General features: G+C 61.7%; 19 protein-coding genes and 1 tRNA gene. 10 read left to right on the top strand and 10 right to left on the bottom strand.

The annotated features are described in order from the left end of the window. From ACVILI_RS17090 to ACVILI_RS17080, 3 genes are read left to right on the top strand one after another with little or no spacing between them, the layout of a single operon-like run. Window positions 1-819, top strand: a complete 819-nt coding sequence (locus ACVILI_RS17090; protein ID WP_038646306.1) for an ABC transporter permease — start codon at window positions 1-3, stop codon at window positions 817-819. After that, a complete protein-coding gene (locus ACVILI_RS17085; RefSeq protein ID WP_019857643.1) occupies window positions 816-1,568 on the top strand; it encodes an aspartate/glutamate racemase family protein in 753 nt (250 codons plus the stop codon). The genes ACVILI_RS17090 and ACVILI_RS17085 overlap by 4 nt, the downstream gene beginning before the upstream one ends. Window positions 1,569-1,573: 5 nt before the next feature. Beyond that, on the top strand, window positions 1,574-2,410 hold the full coding sequence (locus tag ACVILI_RS17080; RefSeq protein ID WP_038652555.1) for a GNAT family N-acetyltransferase: 837 nt from the start codon (window positions 1,574-1,576) through the stop codon (window positions 2,408-2,410). 16 nt (window positions 2,411-2,426) lie between these two features. On the opposite strand, the gene ACVILI_RS17075 is transcribed toward ACVILI_RS17080, so the two are convergent. After that, a complete protein-coding gene (locus ACVILI_RS17075) occupies window positions 2,427-4,706 on the bottom strand; it encodes a GumC family protein (RefSeq protein WP_240564661.1) in 2,280 nt (759 codons plus the stop codon). Window positions 4,707-4,962: 256 nt separating this feature from the next. Here ACVILI_RS17075 and ACVILI_RS17070 point away from each other — a divergent pair, with 256 nt between their 5' ends. The 6 genes from ACVILI_RS17070 to ACVILI_RS17045 all read left to right on the top strand — a co-directional run bounded on the left by ACVILI_RS17070 (window position 4,963) and on the right by ACVILI_RS17045 (window position 10,737). Further along, window positions 4,963-5,526: a polysaccharide biosynthesis/export family protein gene (locus ACVILI_RS17070; protein WP_027046744.1), complete on the top strand. Its 564-nt coding sequence runs from the start codon at window positions 4,963-4,965 to the stop codon at window positions 5,524-5,526. 10 nt (window positions 5,527-5,536) lie between these two features. Further along, a complete protein-coding gene (locus ACVILI_RS17065) occupies window positions 5,537-6,667 on the top strand; it encodes a glycosyltransferase family 4 protein (protein ID WP_457102553.1) in 1,131 nt (376 codons plus the stop codon). A gap of 89 nt (window positions 6,668-6,756) precedes the next feature. Then, on the top strand, window positions 6,757-8,292 hold the full coding sequence (locus ACVILI_RS17060; protein WP_038646303.1) for an undecaprenyl-phosphate glucose phosphotransferase: 1,536 nt from the start codon (window positions 6,757-6,759) through the stop codon (window positions 8,290-8,292). Further along, window positions 8,289-9,557, top strand: coding sequence for an O-antigen ligase family protein (locus ACVILI_RS17055; RefSeq protein WP_038646301.1), 1,269 nt, complete (start codon window positions 8,289-8,291; stop codon window positions 9,555-9,557). The genes ACVILI_RS17060 and ACVILI_RS17055 overlap by 4 nt, the downstream gene beginning before the upstream one ends. 57 nt (window positions 9,558-9,614) lie before the next feature. Beyond that, window positions 9,615-9,691, top strand: a tRNA-Pro gene (locus ACVILI_RS17050). A 158-nt stretch (window positions 9,692-9,849) separates the two neighbouring features. Beyond that, a complete protein-coding gene (locus ACVILI_RS17045) occupies window positions 9,850-10,737 on the top strand; it encodes a DUF4238 domain-containing protein (protein WP_038646299.1) in 888 nt (295 codons plus the stop codon). Window positions 10,738-10,770: 33 nt separating this feature from the next. Here ACVILI_RS17045 and ACVILI_RS17040 read toward each other — a convergent pair whose 3' ends face one another. From ACVILI_RS17040 to ACVILI_RS17030, 3 genes are all read right to left on the bottom strand, one after another. Then, a complete protein-coding gene (locus tag ACVILI_RS17040) occupies window positions 10,771-10,983 on the bottom strand; it encodes a hypothetical protein (protein WP_038646297.1) in 213 nt (70 codons plus the stop codon). Then, on the bottom strand, window positions 10,980-11,411 hold the full coding sequence (locus ACVILI_RS17035) for a hypothetical protein (protein ID WP_051726779.1): 432 nt from the start codon (window positions 11,409-11,411) through the stop codon (window positions 10,980-10,982). The genes ACVILI_RS17040 and ACVILI_RS17035 overlap by 4 nt, the downstream gene beginning before the upstream one ends. Before the next feature lie 103 nt (window positions 11,412-11,514). Continuing rightward, window positions 11,515-12,735, bottom strand: coding sequence for an ISAzo13 family transposase (locus ACVILI_RS17030; RefSeq protein WP_038650363.1), 1,221 nt, complete (start codon window positions 12,733-12,735; stop codon window positions 11,515-11,517). Window positions 12,736-12,936: 201 nt separating this feature from the next. Between ACVILI_RS17030 and ACVILI_RS17025 the strand changes: the two genes are divergently transcribed. Then, window positions 12,937-13,173 carry a hypothetical protein gene (locus tag ACVILI_RS17025; RefSeq protein ID WP_148307365.1) on the top strand — a complete coding sequence of 79 codons (237 nt, stop codon included), beginning with the start codon at window positions 12,937-12,939 and terminating at the stop codon, window positions 13,171-13,173. A gap of 18 nt (window positions 13,174-13,191) precedes the next feature. On the opposite strand, the gene ACVILI_RS17020 is transcribed toward ACVILI_RS17025, so the two are convergent. From ACVILI_RS17020 to ACVILI_RS16995, 6 genes are all read right to left on the bottom strand, one after another. Continuing rightward, window positions 13,192-13,437 (bottom strand): hypothetical protein, encoded by a 246-nt coding sequence (locus ACVILI_RS17020; RefSeq protein WP_148307364.1) that lies wholly within the window; start codon window positions 13,435-13,437, stop codon window positions 13,192-13,194. A 355-nt stretch (window positions 13,438-13,792) separates the two neighbouring features. Further along, a complete protein-coding gene (locus ACVILI_RS17015) occupies window positions 13,793-14,059 on the bottom strand; it encodes a hypothetical protein (RefSeq protein ID WP_038646294.1) in 267 nt (88 codons plus the stop codon). A 297-nt stretch (window positions 14,060-14,356) separates the two neighbouring features. Beyond that, window positions 14,357-15,454, bottom strand: coding sequence for a hypothetical protein (locus ACVILI_RS17010; RefSeq protein ID WP_148307363.1), 1,098 nt, complete (start codon window positions 15,452-15,454; stop codon window positions 14,357-14,359). 247 nt (window positions 15,455-15,701) lie between these two features. Further along, window positions 15,702-16,166, bottom strand: coding sequence for a hypothetical protein (locus tag ACVILI_RS17005; RefSeq protein WP_051726778.1), 465 nt, complete (start codon window positions 16,164-16,166; stop codon window positions 15,702-15,704). 393 nt (window positions 16,167-16,559) lie between these two features. Continuing rightward, window positions 16,560-16,754 carry a DUF1059 domain-containing protein gene (locus ACVILI_RS17000; protein WP_080643723.1) on the bottom strand — a complete coding sequence of 65 codons (195 nt, stop codon included), beginning with the start codon at window positions 16,752-16,754 and terminating at the stop codon, window positions 16,560-16,562. 127 nt (window positions 16,755-16,881) lie between these two features. Beyond that, entirely contained in the window at window positions 16,882-17,340 is a 459-nt protein-coding gene (locus ACVILI_RS16995) for a YbaK/EbsC family protein (RefSeq protein WP_240564660.1), read from the bottom strand.

The following is a 17,340-nucleotide window of genomic DNA, read 5'->3' as shown; positions in this document are numbered from 1 at the left end:
GTGAGCCACGAAAAACGCACCCTCGAATTCTACGTGCTGGCGGCCTTCTTCGCGCTGTTTGTGCTGTTCCTCTACGGCCCGCTGTCGGCGATCCTGATCCTGTCGTTCCAGGGCGAGACCGGTGGCCTCACATTCCCGCTCAACGGTGTGTCGCTGCACTGGTTCGCCAATCTGTTCGAGCGCCAGTCGGTCGGCGATTTCGGCGGCAGCTTCAAGCGCTCGCTGGTGCTCGGCTTGATGGTGATGATCGTTACCGTCGTCGTGTCGCTGCTCGCGGGTCTTGCCTTCCGCCGGAAGTTTCGCGGTGCCACCGCCCTGTTCTATCTGGCGGTCGCCAGTCTCGTCGTGCCCTCCATCATCATTTCGCTGGGCATCGGCGTGGTCTTCCAGCAGGTCGGCTTGCGCCCGGCCTGGTATACATCGGCCTTCGGCGCGCATCTGACCTGGACCCTGCCGTTCGGCGTGCTCATCATGTTCGCCGTCTTCAACCGCTTCTCGCCGGCCTATGAGGAGGCCGCGCGCGATCTCGGTGCCACCTCCTGGCAGACCTTCGTCCATGTCGTGCTGCCGATGATCGCTCCGAGCCTGATCGGCGTCGGCCTGTTCGGCTTCACGCTCTCCTATGACGAGTTCGCCCGCACGTTGATGACATCGGGAACCTTCAACACGCTGCCGCTCGAGATCTACGGCATGACCACCAATGTCACGACGCCGGTGCTCTACGCGCTGGGCACGGTGACCACGGTGTTCTCCTTCCTGGTGATCCTGGCGACGCTGGGCGCCATCCTCTATGTCGGCCGCCGCCGGGCGAGAGCATGACCGTGCAGATTCTGGTGGTGAACCCCAACACGACGGCGAGCATGACCGAGACGATCGCGGCGGCCGCACGCGGCGTCGCCGGCGCCTGGACCGAAATCATCGCTGTCACCTCGTCCACGGGGCCGGCCTCGATCGAAGGCTATTATGACGAGGCGCTGGCCGTGCCCGGCCTTTTGATGGAGATCGCCGCCGGCGAACGCCGTGGCGTGCAGGCGGCGGTCATCGCCTGCTTCGACGACACCGGGCTCGACGCCGCGCGGGCCATGGCCGCCATTCCGGTCATCGGCATCTGCGAGGCGGCACTCAGCATGGCCTCCTTCATCGCCCAGCGCTTTACCGTCGTCACCACCACCGAGCGATCGCGCGTGCCGGTGGAAGGGCTGGTGCAGCGCTACGGCATGACTGGACGGGCGCGTGTGCGGGCAGCCGACATTCCGGTGCTGGCGCTCGAGGATCCGGCGTCAGGCGCGATCGGCAAGCTGCGCGACGAAATCGCCCGCGCTGTCGAAGAGGATCGCGCCGAAGCCATCGTGCTTGGCTGCGCCGGCATGGCGGACCTTGCGCACCAGTTGCAGGCGGATTTCGGACTGCCTGTCATCGACGGTGTCGGCGCCGCGATCAAGCAGGCCGAAGCGCTCATCGCGCTCGGCCTTTCGACATCGAAGCGCGGCGCCTACGCCAGCCCGCTGGCCAAGCCTTATCGCGGTATGCTGAAATCGTTCTCGCCCGGAGCAGTCGCCGCGGAGTGAGCACCATGTATCGAACCATCCGCACGCTGTCGCTGGGGGAATTGTCCGGCCTCATCGACTGGGCGGCTGCGGAGGGCTGGAATCCCGGCCTTGAAGATGCGGCGATGTTTCAGGCGGCGGACCAGGAGGGCTTCATCGGTGCCTTTGTCGGGGACGAAATGGTCGCCGCGATCTCGGCGGTGGCCTACGGGCAGGATTTCGGTTTCATCGGCCTTTACATCTGCCGCCCGGACATGCGCGGCAAGGGCTACGGCAAGGCGGTGTGGACTGCGGGCATGGACAGGCTGGCCGGGCGCACCATCGGCCTCGATGGCGTCCAGGAACAGCAGGCCAACTACCGGAGCAAGCGGTTCATGCCGGTCTACGAGACCATCCGCTACAGCGGGCGCCCTGCTTCCCTGCCCGCCGCCGCCGAGCGGCCTCGTATCGTGACCGCGCAGCCGGTGCCCGACATCATAGCCTACGATGCGCATTGCTTTCCTGCGCCCCGGCGCTCATTCCTGCAGCGATGGCTGCTGCCGCCACATCATGCCGTGGCGGCGATCACGTCGCGGGGAACGGCCGGCTATGCGGTGGCGCGAGCCTGCCGAAGCGGCTTCAAGATCGGCCCGCTTTTCGCCGACAACGTGCAGACCGCGCTTGAATTGCTCGGGGAGCTGGCGGGCGCATGCGAGGGTGGCGAATTGAACATCGACGTGCCGACTACCCAGGTGGATTTCATCGCGGCGCTCGAGGCGGCCGGTTTCTCACCGACCTTCAGCACCACCCGCATGTACGAGGGCTCGCCGCCGAAGCTCGATGCCAAGAGGGTGTTCGGCGTGACGACTCTGGAGCTGGGATAGGCCGAGCGCGCGGGTTTCAGGCCGCGGAGCGCCGTCCCGGAGTGCCCGGCGGCTCGTGGCCAAGCGGCGTCACCAGCGTCAGGTCGGGATAACCGCTTTCGATCAGCTTGACCGCGGCCTTGGTGACCTCGTCATCCGGTTCAAGCATGGACAGGAACACCTCGGTGGCTTCGGCTCCCAGACGACTGATGCCTTGCGCGTCGGCCGGCCCGCATTCGACCACCACCAGATCATAGGCGGTGGTCAACGACTGCATGATGATCGGCAGCCGGTCGGCGGCGCGCATGGCGCGGACCGGATCGGCGGTGCCGACGGGAATGACGTGGCAATCAGAATAGAGATCGGCATGGATCACGTCGCTGAACTGCGCCTGCGAGGCGAGCAGGTCGGTGATCCCCGGGAAAAGCCCGCTGTCCAGCATCGGCCGCGAAGCAGCGCCCGAGGCGGTGAGGTCGAGCAGCAGGACGCGCAGGCCGGCGTCGGACACTTCGCGCGCCACCAGGATCGCCGACGCGGCTGCCTCGTCGCCTTCGGGCGAAACGAATATGGCGCGGGCGGCTCCGCTGGCGATCAGCTTTTCCGCAGCCTTCTCGATGTCGATCTCACCGAGCACCGAGCGCGGCCGCTGGGCCTCGACAACCGGCTCCGGCTCGGCGACCGATTCGACTTCGGCGACAGACTCTGCCTTGGCGGCAGGCTCGGGCTCGGCAACGGGCCGCGGCTGCATCACCATCTGCGGTTCCGTGACCGCTACGGGCCATTGCGCCTCGGCGCCACGATCGACGAACCCGCTGGCGACAACCGGCTCCCGGCGGGATAGCTCAGGGGCGTCCGGCTGCTGGCGCGCCGTTGCCGGCATAGCCACTTCGTCGATCGGCGCAAAACGGGCGCCTGGGGCCGGGCGCATGGCGCGGCCCGAGAAGAGTTCCCTGAGCAACGTGAATATGGCCGCGAGCAGAAGCGAAGCCGCAGCAGCCGCGCCAACGATCGGCCCAACCTTGGGGAAGTATGGCTCGGAGGGCACCGAAGCCGGTGAGGCGACGCGGGCGTCGACCGGCACATAATTGCGGTCCTGACGCGAAGCTGCCTCGCGGTAATTGGTCAAATAGAGCTCGAGCTGCTGGCGCTTGGCGGCGGCGTCGCGCTGCAGCGCGTCGAGATCGACCTGCTGCTCACCGGCTTGCGCCGAAGCCGCCTTCAGTTGGTTGACGTCGGAGACGAGCTGGCTTTCGCGCGCCTTGGCGGCATCGGCCTGCATCACCAGGCCCTTCATGATCTTCTGGGCTTCGTTGCGGATCTGCGCGTCGAGATCGGCGAGCTGTGATTTGGCGGCGCGAACGCGCGGATGGTTGTCGAGCATCGTCGTCGACAGATCGGCGATGGTGGCGCGCAGCTCGGCCTGCCGTTCCCGCAAACGCTGGATCAGGTCGGACGACAGCACTTCGGGCAGCGAATCCAGCGAGCCGCCATTCTGCAGCGCCTTGCGCACGCTGTCGGCGGTGCCTTCGGCCGCGGCGCGATTGGCCCGCACCCGCGACAATTCCGTCGACAGCTCGGCCAGCTGCTGGGTGGCAAGGGTGGCATTGTTGCCGCCCATCAGCAGGTCGGATTGCGCACGGTAGGCCGCGACCTTGGCCTCGGCATCCCTGACCTGCTTCGACAGGTCAGCGATCTCGGGCGCCAGAAAGTCGGCGGCGGCGGTGTTCGATTCGCTCTTGGCCGCGCCCTGCCCCGCAATATAGGCAGCGGCAATGGCGTCGGGGATGGCGGCGGCGAGCTTGGGATCCTCGGAGGAGAACTCGATGGCGATGATGCGGGTCTTTTCAACGCCGAAGACGTTGAGCTTCTCGCGCATCTTCTTCAACACGCGTTCGTCGGCCGGAACATCCATCGGATCGTTCTTCAGCCCAAGCAGGATCAGCACGCGGCTGAGCGCCGACATGTTGATCGTTTCGTCGAACTCACGCAGCCGCGCCAGGCCGAGTTTCTGCGCCACCTGCTTGAGGATTTCGTTGGACGAAATGATCTGGACCTGGGTGGCGACGCCTTGTTCATCCAGGATCGGCTTGTCGCCATCATTGTTGCTGCCGGCCGGACGGGTATAGATGGATTCGCGCGGGGCGATTTCCACCTGCGTCTGGGCCTTGTAATGCTTGGTCGCGAATGAAACGAACGCAAACGCCAGACCGGTCACCACCAGAACGAAGAGCAATATGCGCAGCCAGTTCCTCGCCAGGCTGGCGAAGAGCTGCCTGAGGTCAACGTCGACATCTGCGGCCGCGGACTGAACGGACATGCATCCCTACTCCGAAACTGGGTCAGGACGCACCGTAAACAACTATGGTAACTCAGCCGTTAAGATCACGGTAATCCTCCATTAGGGATTACTGGCGGCGCCCAAGAAAAACGATAAAAATGGCAAGACCCCTGCTTCGTGCAGCGCTATCGGCCGGCTCCTTTACCGGCCATTAACCCTAACAGGATGATAACGGACCCGATCCCAGATGTTTGCTGCGACGCCGCAGCGGCCAGTCGAAGGTACGTATCCGATCATGAAAAGCACTGCTTCCCTCTTTCACGCTCTGCTTGCCGTATCGATGCTTGCCGGCTGCTCCAGCTACCGCCCGACGCCGGCAGCCTTCCACGAGGTCCTCGACCAGCCTTACCGTCTCGGTGCCGGCGACCGTGTCCGCGTCACCGTGTTCGAGCAGGATGGCCTGACCAACACCTACAGCGTCGACCAATCCGGCTACCTCTCCTTCCCGCTTGTCGGCGCCATTCCGGCGCGTGGCCACACCGCGCAGCAGATGGAAAAGGAGATCGCCGACAAATTGCGGCAAGGCTATCTGCGCGACCCCGACGTCTCGGTCGAGATCGATCGCTACCGGCCGATCTTCGTCATGGGCGAAGTGGGTGCCGCCGGCCAGTATTCCTACGTGCCCGGCCTGACCGTGCAGAAGGCCATCGCCATTGCCGGTGGCTTCTCGCCGCGCGCCAACCAGGAAAGCGTCGACATCACCCGCGACATCAACGGCAAGGTGATGACCGGGCGCGTGGTGACATCCGATCCGCTGCTGCCCGGAGATACCGTCTACGTCCGCGAACGCCTGTTCTGACAGACACCACGTGGCGGACAAGCTCAGGATCGTCCACTGCTTTCGTTCACCGGTCGGAGGAATTTTCCGGCATGTGCGCGACCTGACCGAAGCACAGGTCGCCGCTGGCCATGTGGTCGGCATCGTCTGCGATTCGACCACAGGCGGGGAATTCGAAGAGCGCCTGTTCGAGCAGATGAAGGACATGCTGGCGCTCGGCATCCATCGCACGCCAATGCAGCGCCATGTCGGCCCGGGCGATCTCGCCTCGGCCCGGCGCACCTACAGGATCATCAAGGAATTGCGGCCGGACGTGTTGCATGGGCACGGCGCCAAGGGTGGCGCCTATGCCCGTCTGTTCGGCTCCTTGTTGCGGGTATCAAGGTCTCGCGTAGCCCGCCTTTATTCGCCGCATGGCGGCTCCCTCCACTATGACGAAACGACAGCCACGGGGAAGCTGTTCTTCGCGCTGGAGCGCTCCATGGCGCATTTCACCGATTGCCTGCTGTTCGTCTCGGACTACGAGCGGCGAACCTATCGCAGGAAGGTGGGCGAGCCGCCGATCCCCAACACACTGGTCTACAACGGACTGCGCGCCGCCGAATTCGAGCCGGTACTCATCGGACCCGATGCGGCGGATCTGCTCTATATCGGCATGATGCGCGACCTGAAGGGACCCGACATCTTCATCGACGCTTTGGCCGCCGCCGGCCCGCGGCTTGGCCGCGCACTGAGCGCGGTGATGGTCGGCGACGGCGACGACCTGCCGCGCTACCACGCGCAGGTAAAGCGCCTGGGACTTCAAGGCCATGTCCGCTTCCTGTCGCCGATGCCGGCCAGGGAAGCCTTCGCACTTGCCTTGCTCGTCGTCGTTCCATCCCGTGCGGAAGCCATGCCCTATATCGTGCTGGAAACACTTGCCGCGGCAAGACCGATGATCGCCACCTCCGTCGGCGGCATACCGGAGATCTTCGGTTCCGGCTCCCCTGCCCTGATCCGCCCCGATCCGGCCGAACTGGCCGGCAAGATGAGCGAGGCGCTGGCCGACCTTGCCGCCTATGGCGCCCTGATGCCCGATGGCCCTGGCCTCAGGGCCCGCTTCGGTGCCGACGTGATGGCCGCAGAAATCGAGAAGGCCTATTTCGCCGCGCTCGGCAGGTAACGCCTGAGCGTTTCCAAAGCCACGCGTTGTTTCAAGGGTTTCTTAGCTCTCTTTTGCTATTCACCCTGGGGAAGCTTGCGGACTGTTCCATGAATGAGATCGATCCCGCGCGCCGCTTTTCACCCGAAGCGGTGCGTAAATTCGACGGCCCGACCGATGGCGATGCGCCCGGCGGCATGAACGATGTCGCCCGGCAGGTCGCGTCGCAATACCGGCGCGATACGATGTCGCCGATCATGGTCAGCGGCGTCCTGCGCATGGTCGAATTCGGGCTGCTGTTCCTTTCGGGGCTCTGCGTCTATTTCTACTTTGTCGGTTTCTTCAACTATCTCGCCTGGCAATATCCGGTGACCATCGCCACCGCGTCGTTCCTCGCCGTGGTGCTGCTCGACGTTACCGACTGCTACCAGGTGGTCTCGCTGATGCGGCCGATCGCCAATTTCGGCCGCATCCTGCTGGTCTGGGCCGGCGCCTTCGCCCTGATGGCATTGACGGCCTTCGCCACGAAGATGTCAGAAGACTATTCGCGGCTTTTGTTCGGCACCTGGTTCGTCGTCGGCTTCGTTCTCTTGTTCGGCCTCAGGCTGGTGATGTCGAGGCTGATCCGGCGCTGGGCGCGCGACGGCCGCATGGAGCGGCGCGCCGTCATCGTCGGCGGCGGCAAGGCGGCGGAAATCCTGATTCGCTCTGTCGAAAAGCAGCCCTACAACGACATCCGCATCTGCGGCATCTTCGATGACCGCTCCGACAAGCGCTCGCCGCCGATCGTTGCCGGTTATCCCAAGCTCGGCACAATTTCGGAATTGATCGAGTTCGCCCGCATCGCCCGCATCGACATGCTGATCGTGTCGCTGCCGCTGACCGCCGAGACGCGCGTGCTGCAGCTGTTGAAGAAGCTGTGGGTGCTGCCGGTCGACATCCGGCTTTCGGCGCATTCCAACGCGCTGCAGTTCCGTCCGCGCGCCTATTCCTTCATCGGCTCGGTGCCGATGCTCGATATTTTCGACAAGCCGATCAACGATTGGGATTCGGTCGCCAAGCGCGCCTTCGACATCGTTTTCTCGCTGATCGGTATCATCGTCTTCTCGCCGGTGATGCTGGCGACCGCGATCGCCATCAAGCTCGACAGCAAGGGGCCGGTGCTGTTCAAGCAAAAGCGGCACGGCTTCAACAATGAGATCATCGAGGTCTACAAGTTCCGCTCGATGTACACGGACCGGTCGGATCCGACCGCCAAGCAGACCGTGACCAAGAACGATCCGCGCGTCACCCGCGTCGGCCGCTTCATTCGCAAGACCTCGATCGACGAACTGCCGCAGTTCGTCAATTCGCTGCTGGGCTCGCTGTCGCTGATCGGCCCGCGCCCGCATGCGATCGCCGCGCAGTCGCACAACCTTCTCTACAACGAGGTGGTCGACGGCTATTTCGCTCGCCACAAGGTCAAGCCCGGCGTCACCGGCTGGGCGCAGATCAACGGCTGGCGCGGCGAGATGGACACCAACGAGAAGATCCGCATGCGGACGGAATACGACCTCTACTACATCGAGAACTGGTCGCTGCTGTTCGATCTCAGAATCCTGTTCCTGACGCCGATCCGGCTGCTCAACACGGAAAACGCCTATTGAGCGCGATTTCCCCTGAGCTGCCGCAGGCCGCGGTCAACGCCAAGCTGATCGCCCTGATTTCCTCCAGTGCGGTGGTGGTCGGCATCCTTCTGTCCGGCTTCGTCATCAGCGAGCCGGCACCTTACGAAATCTACATGACCGGGCTGATCGCCATCTGGGCGCTCTTCGGCCTGCGGATTTCGCGCGCGGCCATGCCGCTTCTGGTGCTGCTGGTGACGATGAACATCGGCGGGATGATCTCCATGACGCAGATGGCGGACCTCGCCTTCACGCCGCTCTATCTCTCCGTGTCATTGTTTCTCGCCTTCAGCGCGGTGTTCTTCGCCTCGGTCACCGCCACGCAGCCAGGCCTCTACCGGCCGATCTTCAATGCCTATGTCGTCTCGGCGGTGGCGACCTCGCTGCTTGGCATAGCAGGCTATTTCCATGCCTTCCCCGGCGCCGAAATGTTCACCAAATACGACCGCGCCGCCGGCGCCTTCCAGGATCCCAACGTCTTTGGGCCGTTCCTGGTGCTGCCCGGCATCTATCTGCTCTATCTGATCCTGACAGGATCGATCGCGCGCATGCCGCTGCTGGCGGTGCCGCTGCTGATCATCGCATTGGGCATCTTCTTCTCCTTCTCGCGCGGCGCCTGGGGCATGTTCGCCGTCTCTGCCGTGCTGCTCACCGGCTGCCTGTTCCTGCAGAGCGCTAGCGGCAAGTTCCGGCTGCGCGTGGTGATCATGACCATCGCCGCGCTGGCACTGCTGACGGTCGCCATCATCGTCATCCTGCAATTGCCCGGTGTGTCGGAGATGTTCTCCAGCCGCGCGCATCTTGAACAGAGCTATGACACCGCCCGCCTCGGCCGCTTCGCCCGCTACGGAATCGGCTTCCAGATGGCGATGGAGCATCCGTTCGGCATCGGGCCGCTGGTCTTCGGCAAGATGTTCGGCGAGGACACGCACGACATCTGGCTGAAAATGCTGATGGACTATGGCTGGCTCGGCTTCGTGTCGTTCCTGACGCTCGTCGTCTGGACCATGGTGGCCGGGTTCCGCATCCTGCTGCGCGACCGGCCGTGGCAGCCCTATCTGTTGTGCGCCTATGTCGCCTTCATCGGCAATATCGGCCTCGGCACCTTCATCGACATCGACCACTGGCGCCATATGTATCTGCTGCTCGGGCTGGTGTGGGGCGCCATCGCGCTCGAATACCGCCATCAGCGGCTGTCGCGGCCGGCATTTCGAGGCGCGCCGGCGATCGCATCCACACCCGCGTAATAAACGCCGAATTTCGGTTGACCCGGGCAGGGTTATCACGATACATCGCGCTCGGTCCGGAGTGTAGCGCAGCCCGGTAGCGCACTTGACTGGGGGTCAAGGGGTCGTCGGTTCGAATCCGGCCACTCCGACCATTTTAAGACAAGGACTTGTCCCCAAAGTCCACCTTCATTTTCCTTGATGCTTTCTATCCAGGGTAACGCAAGGGGTAACTCCCCTCCCAATTGAGTCGCGTTCCTGCGACTATCGGCGAGTCCACGCGACATGGACGCGACATAGGTAAGGGGCATGGGTGCGACACCACTATATCCCGGTCTTCTATCTTAAACGCTGGGTCGGCCCAGACGGCCGCCTGTGCGAGTTCAGTCGACCATTCGGCCCTCGCGTCAACCCGCGCATGACCTCCCCTTCCGGGACCGGCTACGAAGATCGGCTATACAGCATCAGGGGCGCCCAACCCGACGTTGCGGACGTTGTTGAGAAGCGATTCTTTCAAGTTATGGACGATCAGGCGGCGCGCGCTCTCGAGCGACTAGAAACAAGCGGCCCGGTCGGCGATTGGTCCATTAGCGAGAGATCTGCCTGGACAAGATTCCTGCTATCGTTGGCGCTGAGGGCCCCGTCAGATGTAGCGGCCTTGCGAGATCATTGGGATGCTACGTTTACCGAGCCTGATGCTGACGCTGAGCGCGCATATCGGGCGCAACGCAGCGAAACGGATCCGCTCACCTTCCGAGAGCGCCTGAAAGCAATGCCGCCAGATCAGTCGGACCCATACCTTTTCGACGCGTATGTGGACATGATTGACAATTTACGCGTCGGAAGACGGATCAACGACATGTTTTGGGCTGTCGCTGACACCAGGAACGCTAAGTTTGAATTGTTGACCTCTGATAGGCCAGTCATCAGACAGCCCCTGAACGACGAAAACGGACATATCGCATTGCCGATCGGACCCCACAAACTGTTCATGGCGTCCACAAACAAGGCAGCCAATGACCGATTCAAAAACTTGAGCGTCAACGATCTCGTCTCGCAAGTGAATCGACTAGTCGTCGAGCATGCGGAGAAGCTTGTCTTCGGCTCGACTGACGTACAGCTCCGCTTCGTTTCGAATCGTTTGGGCGCTGATCGTCAACCCGGCTTGCTCCGGGTTCGCGCAAAAAGCCCGCCACCGTGAGGCAGCGGGCCATATTCCAACCGGGTTGCGATTTCAGGCCGCCTTATGCGCGCTGTTCACGGCCTCTCTGACTGGCCGAAGGGTGTTGATCGCATCATTGAGCGTGTTTGCAATTGCATCTGTCATCGTGTCGTCGAGCAAGTCACGCGAGTGAAGCGCCAGCCAGGCGGTGCGCAATAGGTCGATGCCGGCATCCATTTGGTCAATCGCGGCGATGTTCTGCCCTGGGAGAGTGATCGTGGTCATGACGATTGCTTCCCATCTAGGAATGCCAGCGCCGACCTCAGCACGTCCTCTGCGCTCGAAGCGCCAATGCAATTCTCTCCAAGCGTGAAGCGGATCGCCTCCGCTACTCCTTGAAGGCTCGTCGCCGGCGGGCAGTCTTTCCACAGCCTATCGAATGCCGGCCCGTAGGTTGCCATCACGAAGGCCTCTTCATCCCCCATGTCTATCAGCTCGTCCGGGAAAGCCGCAAATTCGGCCGCTCCGGCATAATACTCAGCGATGGTTTCGACGAAAGGGTCCGCCTGGCCAACTGGTGCGGCCTGGATCTCTCCAAAATCAGGAAACACTTTCGGCGATGTCGCGACTCCAGCGATCGCGGCGGTCGAGCTTCCAACGGCGGCGAAGGCGCCCAGCAGGGCGCGACGGGAAAAGCGCCCGATGATCGGCATTACCTCGGCAGACGGCATAGATCGTAACCGGCATTTCGATCCTCATCGGCCGCGTCTCAACCGTGCTGGTGCAGCGGTTAGTGGCTAAGGACGTGTCGATAATTTATCGCGCTAATTTTTGGGATTGCGGCTTGATTGTATAGTTCCATTCACCGTGGAATTCGTTGCGAATGATGTTCAAGCTGGCCATGTCCTCGTCGGAGACTTTGATCCCGGCGGGATAGCGGTTTTCATCAAGTTCGCAACGAACGGTCAGTCCCGCCGTCGAGGTTGTGGCGCCGATGAGTTCGACGATGGTGCGATAATCGGTGAGCGGTCGTCCACGCCAGTTTCTCGAGATGAACGAGAAGAGGCGGTGTTCGATCTTGTTCCATTTGCTGGTGCCGGGCGGGAGATGGAGGACAGCGATGGTCAACCCCAACTCGTCGGCCAGCTTTTGGAGTTCGACTTTCCACAGGCGCACGCGCGAACCGTTGCTTCCGCCGCCGTCGGCGGTGATCGTCAAGGTATGAGCGTGCGCGTAGCGATCACGCCCCATGCTGATCCACCAGGAGCGTATGGCGTTGACGGCGAAGGCAGCGGTATCGTGGTCGATCCCGACGCTGACCCACCCTTTGTCATCGGCGATATCATAAATACCGTAGGGCGCGGCACGACCGAGCTTCGGGTCGACGAAATCATGGACGCGGACCGGCTCTGGTGCTCCGGCCGGTCGGTATTCACGTCCGCCATTCTTGAAGTCGCCGACGAGTTCTTTCTTCTTCGTATCGACGGAGATCGCAGGTTGACCGGCCGTAATGGCGTCCTTGACCGTCCTGGCGATGTGCTGGAACTGTGCGTCGCGATCGACGTGGCTCGATCCCTCCAGCGTCTTTCGATTGCCCTGAAGAGAATACCCAAGCGTTTTCAACAGAGTACCGACGACGTCATGACCGACACGATGGCCCATGGCGCAAAGCGCCGCCGCCAAGTTCCGCAAGCTTTTCGATGTCCACTTCAAGGGTGACATCGGATCGCCACGCGTGGCGGGGTCGACAAGCCTTTCCAGGTCGCTGAGAAGTGTCGGATCCGTCTGCGTCAAAGGTTTGCGTCCGGCACCCTTGCGCCGGATGCCGCCAAGAGCTGAATCCGGCGCCGCGCCGCGCAGTTCCCGCAATCCATATCCGATGGTGCTACGCGCGATCCCCGTTGCCGCGGACACCGCCGCGATCCCGCCCCAGCCCGCGGTGAGCGCTTCCGCCGCCGCAAAGCGGCGACGACCACGCTCGTCCAGCACGGGGCTAACCGCATCATAGCGGAGCTTTATAGCGGCGACATCGATCACCGCCCATGTCTACAAAGCAACGCAGGATTTCGGAATCCCCCAAAACGAGCTTTATCGATTCAGCAATTTATCGACGTGTCCTAAGAAGTAAGCGTCGCTTCCATTCGCTCAAGTCGTCAAGCACGCCCTTCGGGGAGCCGGCTTGCGTTTCCAGATGATCAGCGCGATGCTTTCCCTTAGGGAACGGAGGGGGTTAAATTCATGGCGATCAGATATCGTGCTACGACAACGAGCCGGCTCAACACGGATGGCGTATGGGGAGCCTGGATGCTGATCCTGTCTCCGCTGGTGCAGGCGATCAGCTGGCATTACTATTTCGCGAAGCCGGACTATGGATGGCTCGGCCTTATTGCAATCACCTGCCTGACAGTGCCTTCCGGCTTCGTGCTGCTCCTTATCGGCAGGGACTATGACAGCATCGTGGACGAGACGAACTGACGAAAGTCTTTCGTATTTTTAAGCCTTGCGTGCGCGCCTGGTCTCGGCGGCTTCGGCCCTAAGATGGCGGAGATGATTTTCGATCAGAATGAGCGTTGCTAAGGTGCCGCAGAACATCGCAGCCGCGGCGAAGCCGATCAGCAGGCCGAAAAGCACTCCTAGGATGGCATTGCCAGTGCCCTGGAGGTGATATCGCTCCCAGCCGAGCAAGCCGCCGCCCAGGGTGATGATGAAGCCCGACGCAGCGTTGAGCGTGGCGAGCATGTCCGACAACATTCTGGTCATGTGGAACCCCCAAATATAAACCGGGTCACACTAACGCGCAGTGCAGAGGGCCGCCAGCGTTTCACCCTTGGCCGCTGCTCGACTCCGTATGCAGCAGCCCGTGGCGGCTCCCTGTGGCCTGCAGGAAGCGTGCACTTGACCTTGCCCGAAAGAGATCGACTGCGGGACATGACCGGCGTCGAGTTCATTCCGCGATCACACCATAACGTTCCCCCGATAGATCGGCCATCTGTGCGGCGCGGCGGACCTGTGTCCGCCTGGCCGGCGCCTTTTACCCCAACGCCCCCGCCCAACGAGGCGTCGGCCACCTTTCATCGTCGCTTGAACGTAGGCTTCAGTCCCGGTTGCGCTCCCGCTCCTGGCCTTCGTAGTCGGGAATGCAGGTGAAGAACACCGGGCGCCGATCGCGGCCCGCGGCCTTGCAGTGCGAGCAGACGAACAGCGCGACAAGATCCTCATGCATTGAGCCGTGGCCAGGCCCAAGGCGGTCTATGAGCGCCTGTATGTCGAGTTTGGTCGATCTGCAGCACATAGGATGGCTGCAGTTGACGTGGACGCTTTCGCGCGCGGCAAGGGTATCGGCGAGATTCTTGAGAGGCATGGCGATCTACATTGAAGGGTCGCCGCAACGAAGGGATTATATTCCTAGGTCCGCCCACAAACAAGCTCGTGACGCCATGCGGCAAACCGCAATCCGTGGCTCCAGATGACGCAAAATGTGAATTTGCAACGCACCTCCGAAGGTGCGAATTTGGCTCAAGCGACGCCGGGCGGGTGGCTGTGAAACCACTCGATTTCTAAGCACTGGCGTATTAGACGCCTACTTCATGGGGCATCGTCATCGCAAACTCCGTAGTGATCTACTGTCTGCAAAATATGGGCGCCGGCGGCCCCTAAGTCAAGATGTCTCGCCCTCTGTCCGCTTCTGCTTCGCAGCCGCCTTTCTGGGCTTTGACCTAGCTCGCACCGGAGGACGACCCTCAGTCGGGGTGAGGATTTCGGTCTCCGCAGGCTGCTGTAGGACTTTGGCGGTTAGTTGGACTGGCTGGGGCTTGAGAACCTCCTCCTGGGCGGCCGCACGCTCCAGAGAGACGTTGAAATTGTAGACTCTCATCCCTGGCTTCATGTTTTCTTGCAAAACTAGGTCTCGCGTCTCGCTGTGCCCGACGATCACCCGCCTCGGAGTGTTGTTGGTCCACAGCTCAACAACGAGATTGTCATTCATCAAGCGATTTTCAACCTTCAGGGCCAGCTTCTGAGTGTAACGAACCGGTGTATAGGTGTTCTCCTCATGCTTTTCCTGTATCCAGTAATTTATCGCGTACTCGATCTTGCAGAGGTTTTCCGCAGGAATGTTCGTAACAAATGACCGGTTTATCGAATCCCCGACAGCAAAACCAGAACCGTCTGGTTTATCGTTGATGCGAAGGAATGTAAAGCTCGCAGATTTCTTCCCCGGAGGAGGGGTTGAAAATTTCTCATACTTTATCGACGACGCAAATGGCGCATCAACATCGTCAACATAGCTCCTTACCTCTAGGATCGTTTCGGTTTCAAGGAAGAACATCTTGGCGGCATCGTCGTACTCGGTTACTTTTACAACTTGCGTAATTGTCTCCGCATAGGGCTCTAGCCAATCTCTCATCTTCTCTACAACATATTCAATATGAGGGCCTTTTTGTTTTCGAAACAGGATTCGAGCGCGAGTCTCAAACGGCTCTTCTTCAGGCCGAGCCAAAGAAACGATGCCTACAGCAGCACCACCGACGACAAATAGCGCGACCCCAGCTACCCAGCCTGCGAATACCGCTCCAAAATGGGTCGCTGGATCTACATTGATGATTTTATACCAGATAGCCAAATATAATCCGGCCGTTATGACCAATGTCAAAACAACGGCAAGCAGGATCGACAGCACGCGCCAGTCGATTAAGTGAACGTAGCGCCATACCTTTCGCCGAAACCAGCCAGCAGGCGCACTGCCTGTTACGCTCATAAAATGCCCCCCAAAGCGCCTTCCAAGAAACTTCGCGACCTCTGATGATATTTCAACGCCACGACAGAACAAGGGGTCGCTTCGCTCGCAGACGCGTTCTCTTTTACTTTGTCGGCATCGGGCGAGGGTTGTGCGGAGGGTTAGCCCGTCCCTACCTGTACATCCGAGTTCAGGGACGGCGCCAGAGGGCCACACCAGGGCCAGAACGACGCCAGCGGAAAGCGTGAAGGGCCAGCCAGAGGCAAATTCAGGCCGCCCGCTTCTCGCCTTCGCTGATCCTGGCCTTCCGCATTTTGCCAGGACCGGCCGGCTTAAAGGGGACCATCGGCGCCGACCTGAGCCGGCGGGCATAGAGGTAGATCATACCGGCAAGCGCGTGGCGCTGGTGCACCACGCCGCGGAGCTCATTCACCATGGCCATGATCGGCCCTAGGGGCGATTCATCGAACATCTCGAGCAGGGCCGTGGTCTTTACCTCCACCAAGTCGGGACAGGCTCGCGGCAGGTCGCTGATGGCCCACAGTGACGTTTCATCGATAAGGGCCTGATTGCCCCTGCCCTCGGCAAGGATGCACAGCACGAGCCGCGCGTGCTCGACGCCATGCCGATCGATGATCCGCCGGATTGTTCCCACGGCCCGGGGTTCGCCGGGCTGCGGATAAAGGTGCGCGCCTACGATACGAACGTCGAATTCCTGGCAGAGCGCTGCCACGCGTGGATCGGAGACGGTGCTGGCTCTATCGACTATTGACTGCCCGCAAGCCGTCGCGCACAGCAGCAGCGAATTGCGTTCGCATGGCTGCGATGCTGTCCTTGTTGACGCTGGCGCCGGCTGCGATGTGGATATGAAGCGTCTGCTGGATCGGGCGCTGATCGCCGCTTGCCGAAGTGCTGGTGCTTGATGACCGAGGCCGCACGTCCGCGAACTGCTGTGGGGTGGCAATGATCACCTTCTCGTTCGGGTTCTTGAAGAACTCGACCTTCTGGGAGTCGCTGCTGTCTATGCCACCGGTGGCGAAGCCCTTTGCCTGTTCGATGCCGCGAGCGCCTGCGCATATCGTGGATCGCAATAAGGAAAGCGAATCGCCAGCCTCTTGTTCTGGGCTCAGGGAGCAGGTGCGCCTTCGTGAATAGATTTCCTGACCTCGGAGCGGAACTCAGGCGTATCGTGTTCCCCATGAACAGACACAGCGTGTTGTACCGCAGCCTCGATCAGTTCATCCTCCCGATCCGCGGAGATAGCAACGGTGCATTTCATTTCGCTCGGGAATTCTCGGCAGTCAATGTATTTGCGTGCCATCGGTTCCTCCTGGAAATCTCGCCGTTTTCGGCGACCAAACAGCATACTCCTGCCCGCTGAGGCAAACAATCTACGTCTATGGGGTGGGGTCGTCAGCTTTTCGGCCATGCGGAGCATCGCTCGATCGCTATTGACAGACATCGATCCATTCGGCGCCGGTGAGGTCGACCATGCGCTGCGGGCTGAGCCGCACGGCCGCATTGGTGGCTCCGGCGGCAGGCACCACTTCTTCGAATTCGCGCAGCGAGACATCACAATAGACAGGCAGCGGCGACGGCAGGCCGAAGGGGCAGACACCGCCGACAGGATGGCTCGTGGCGGCAACCACTTCGTCCGCGTCCAGCATGCGCGGCTTGCCGCCGAACTGGTCCTTGAACTTGCGGTTGTCCAACCTGGCGATGCCGCTGGTCACCACCAGCATGGTGCGCTCGCCGACGCGCAGGCAGATCGTCTTGGCAATCTGCGCCGGCAGGACGCCATGCGCCTGCGCCGCCAGCGTCACCGTCGCCGAGCTTGCTTGCGTGACAATGACCTCGATGTCAGCTGCATGAGCGGCGAAGAAGGCACGAACGGAGTCCAGGCTCAT

It is taken from the genome of Mesorhizobium sp. USDA 4775 (assembly GCF_054062655.1).
This window is presented reverse-complemented; position numbering and strand designations above follow the sequence as displayed.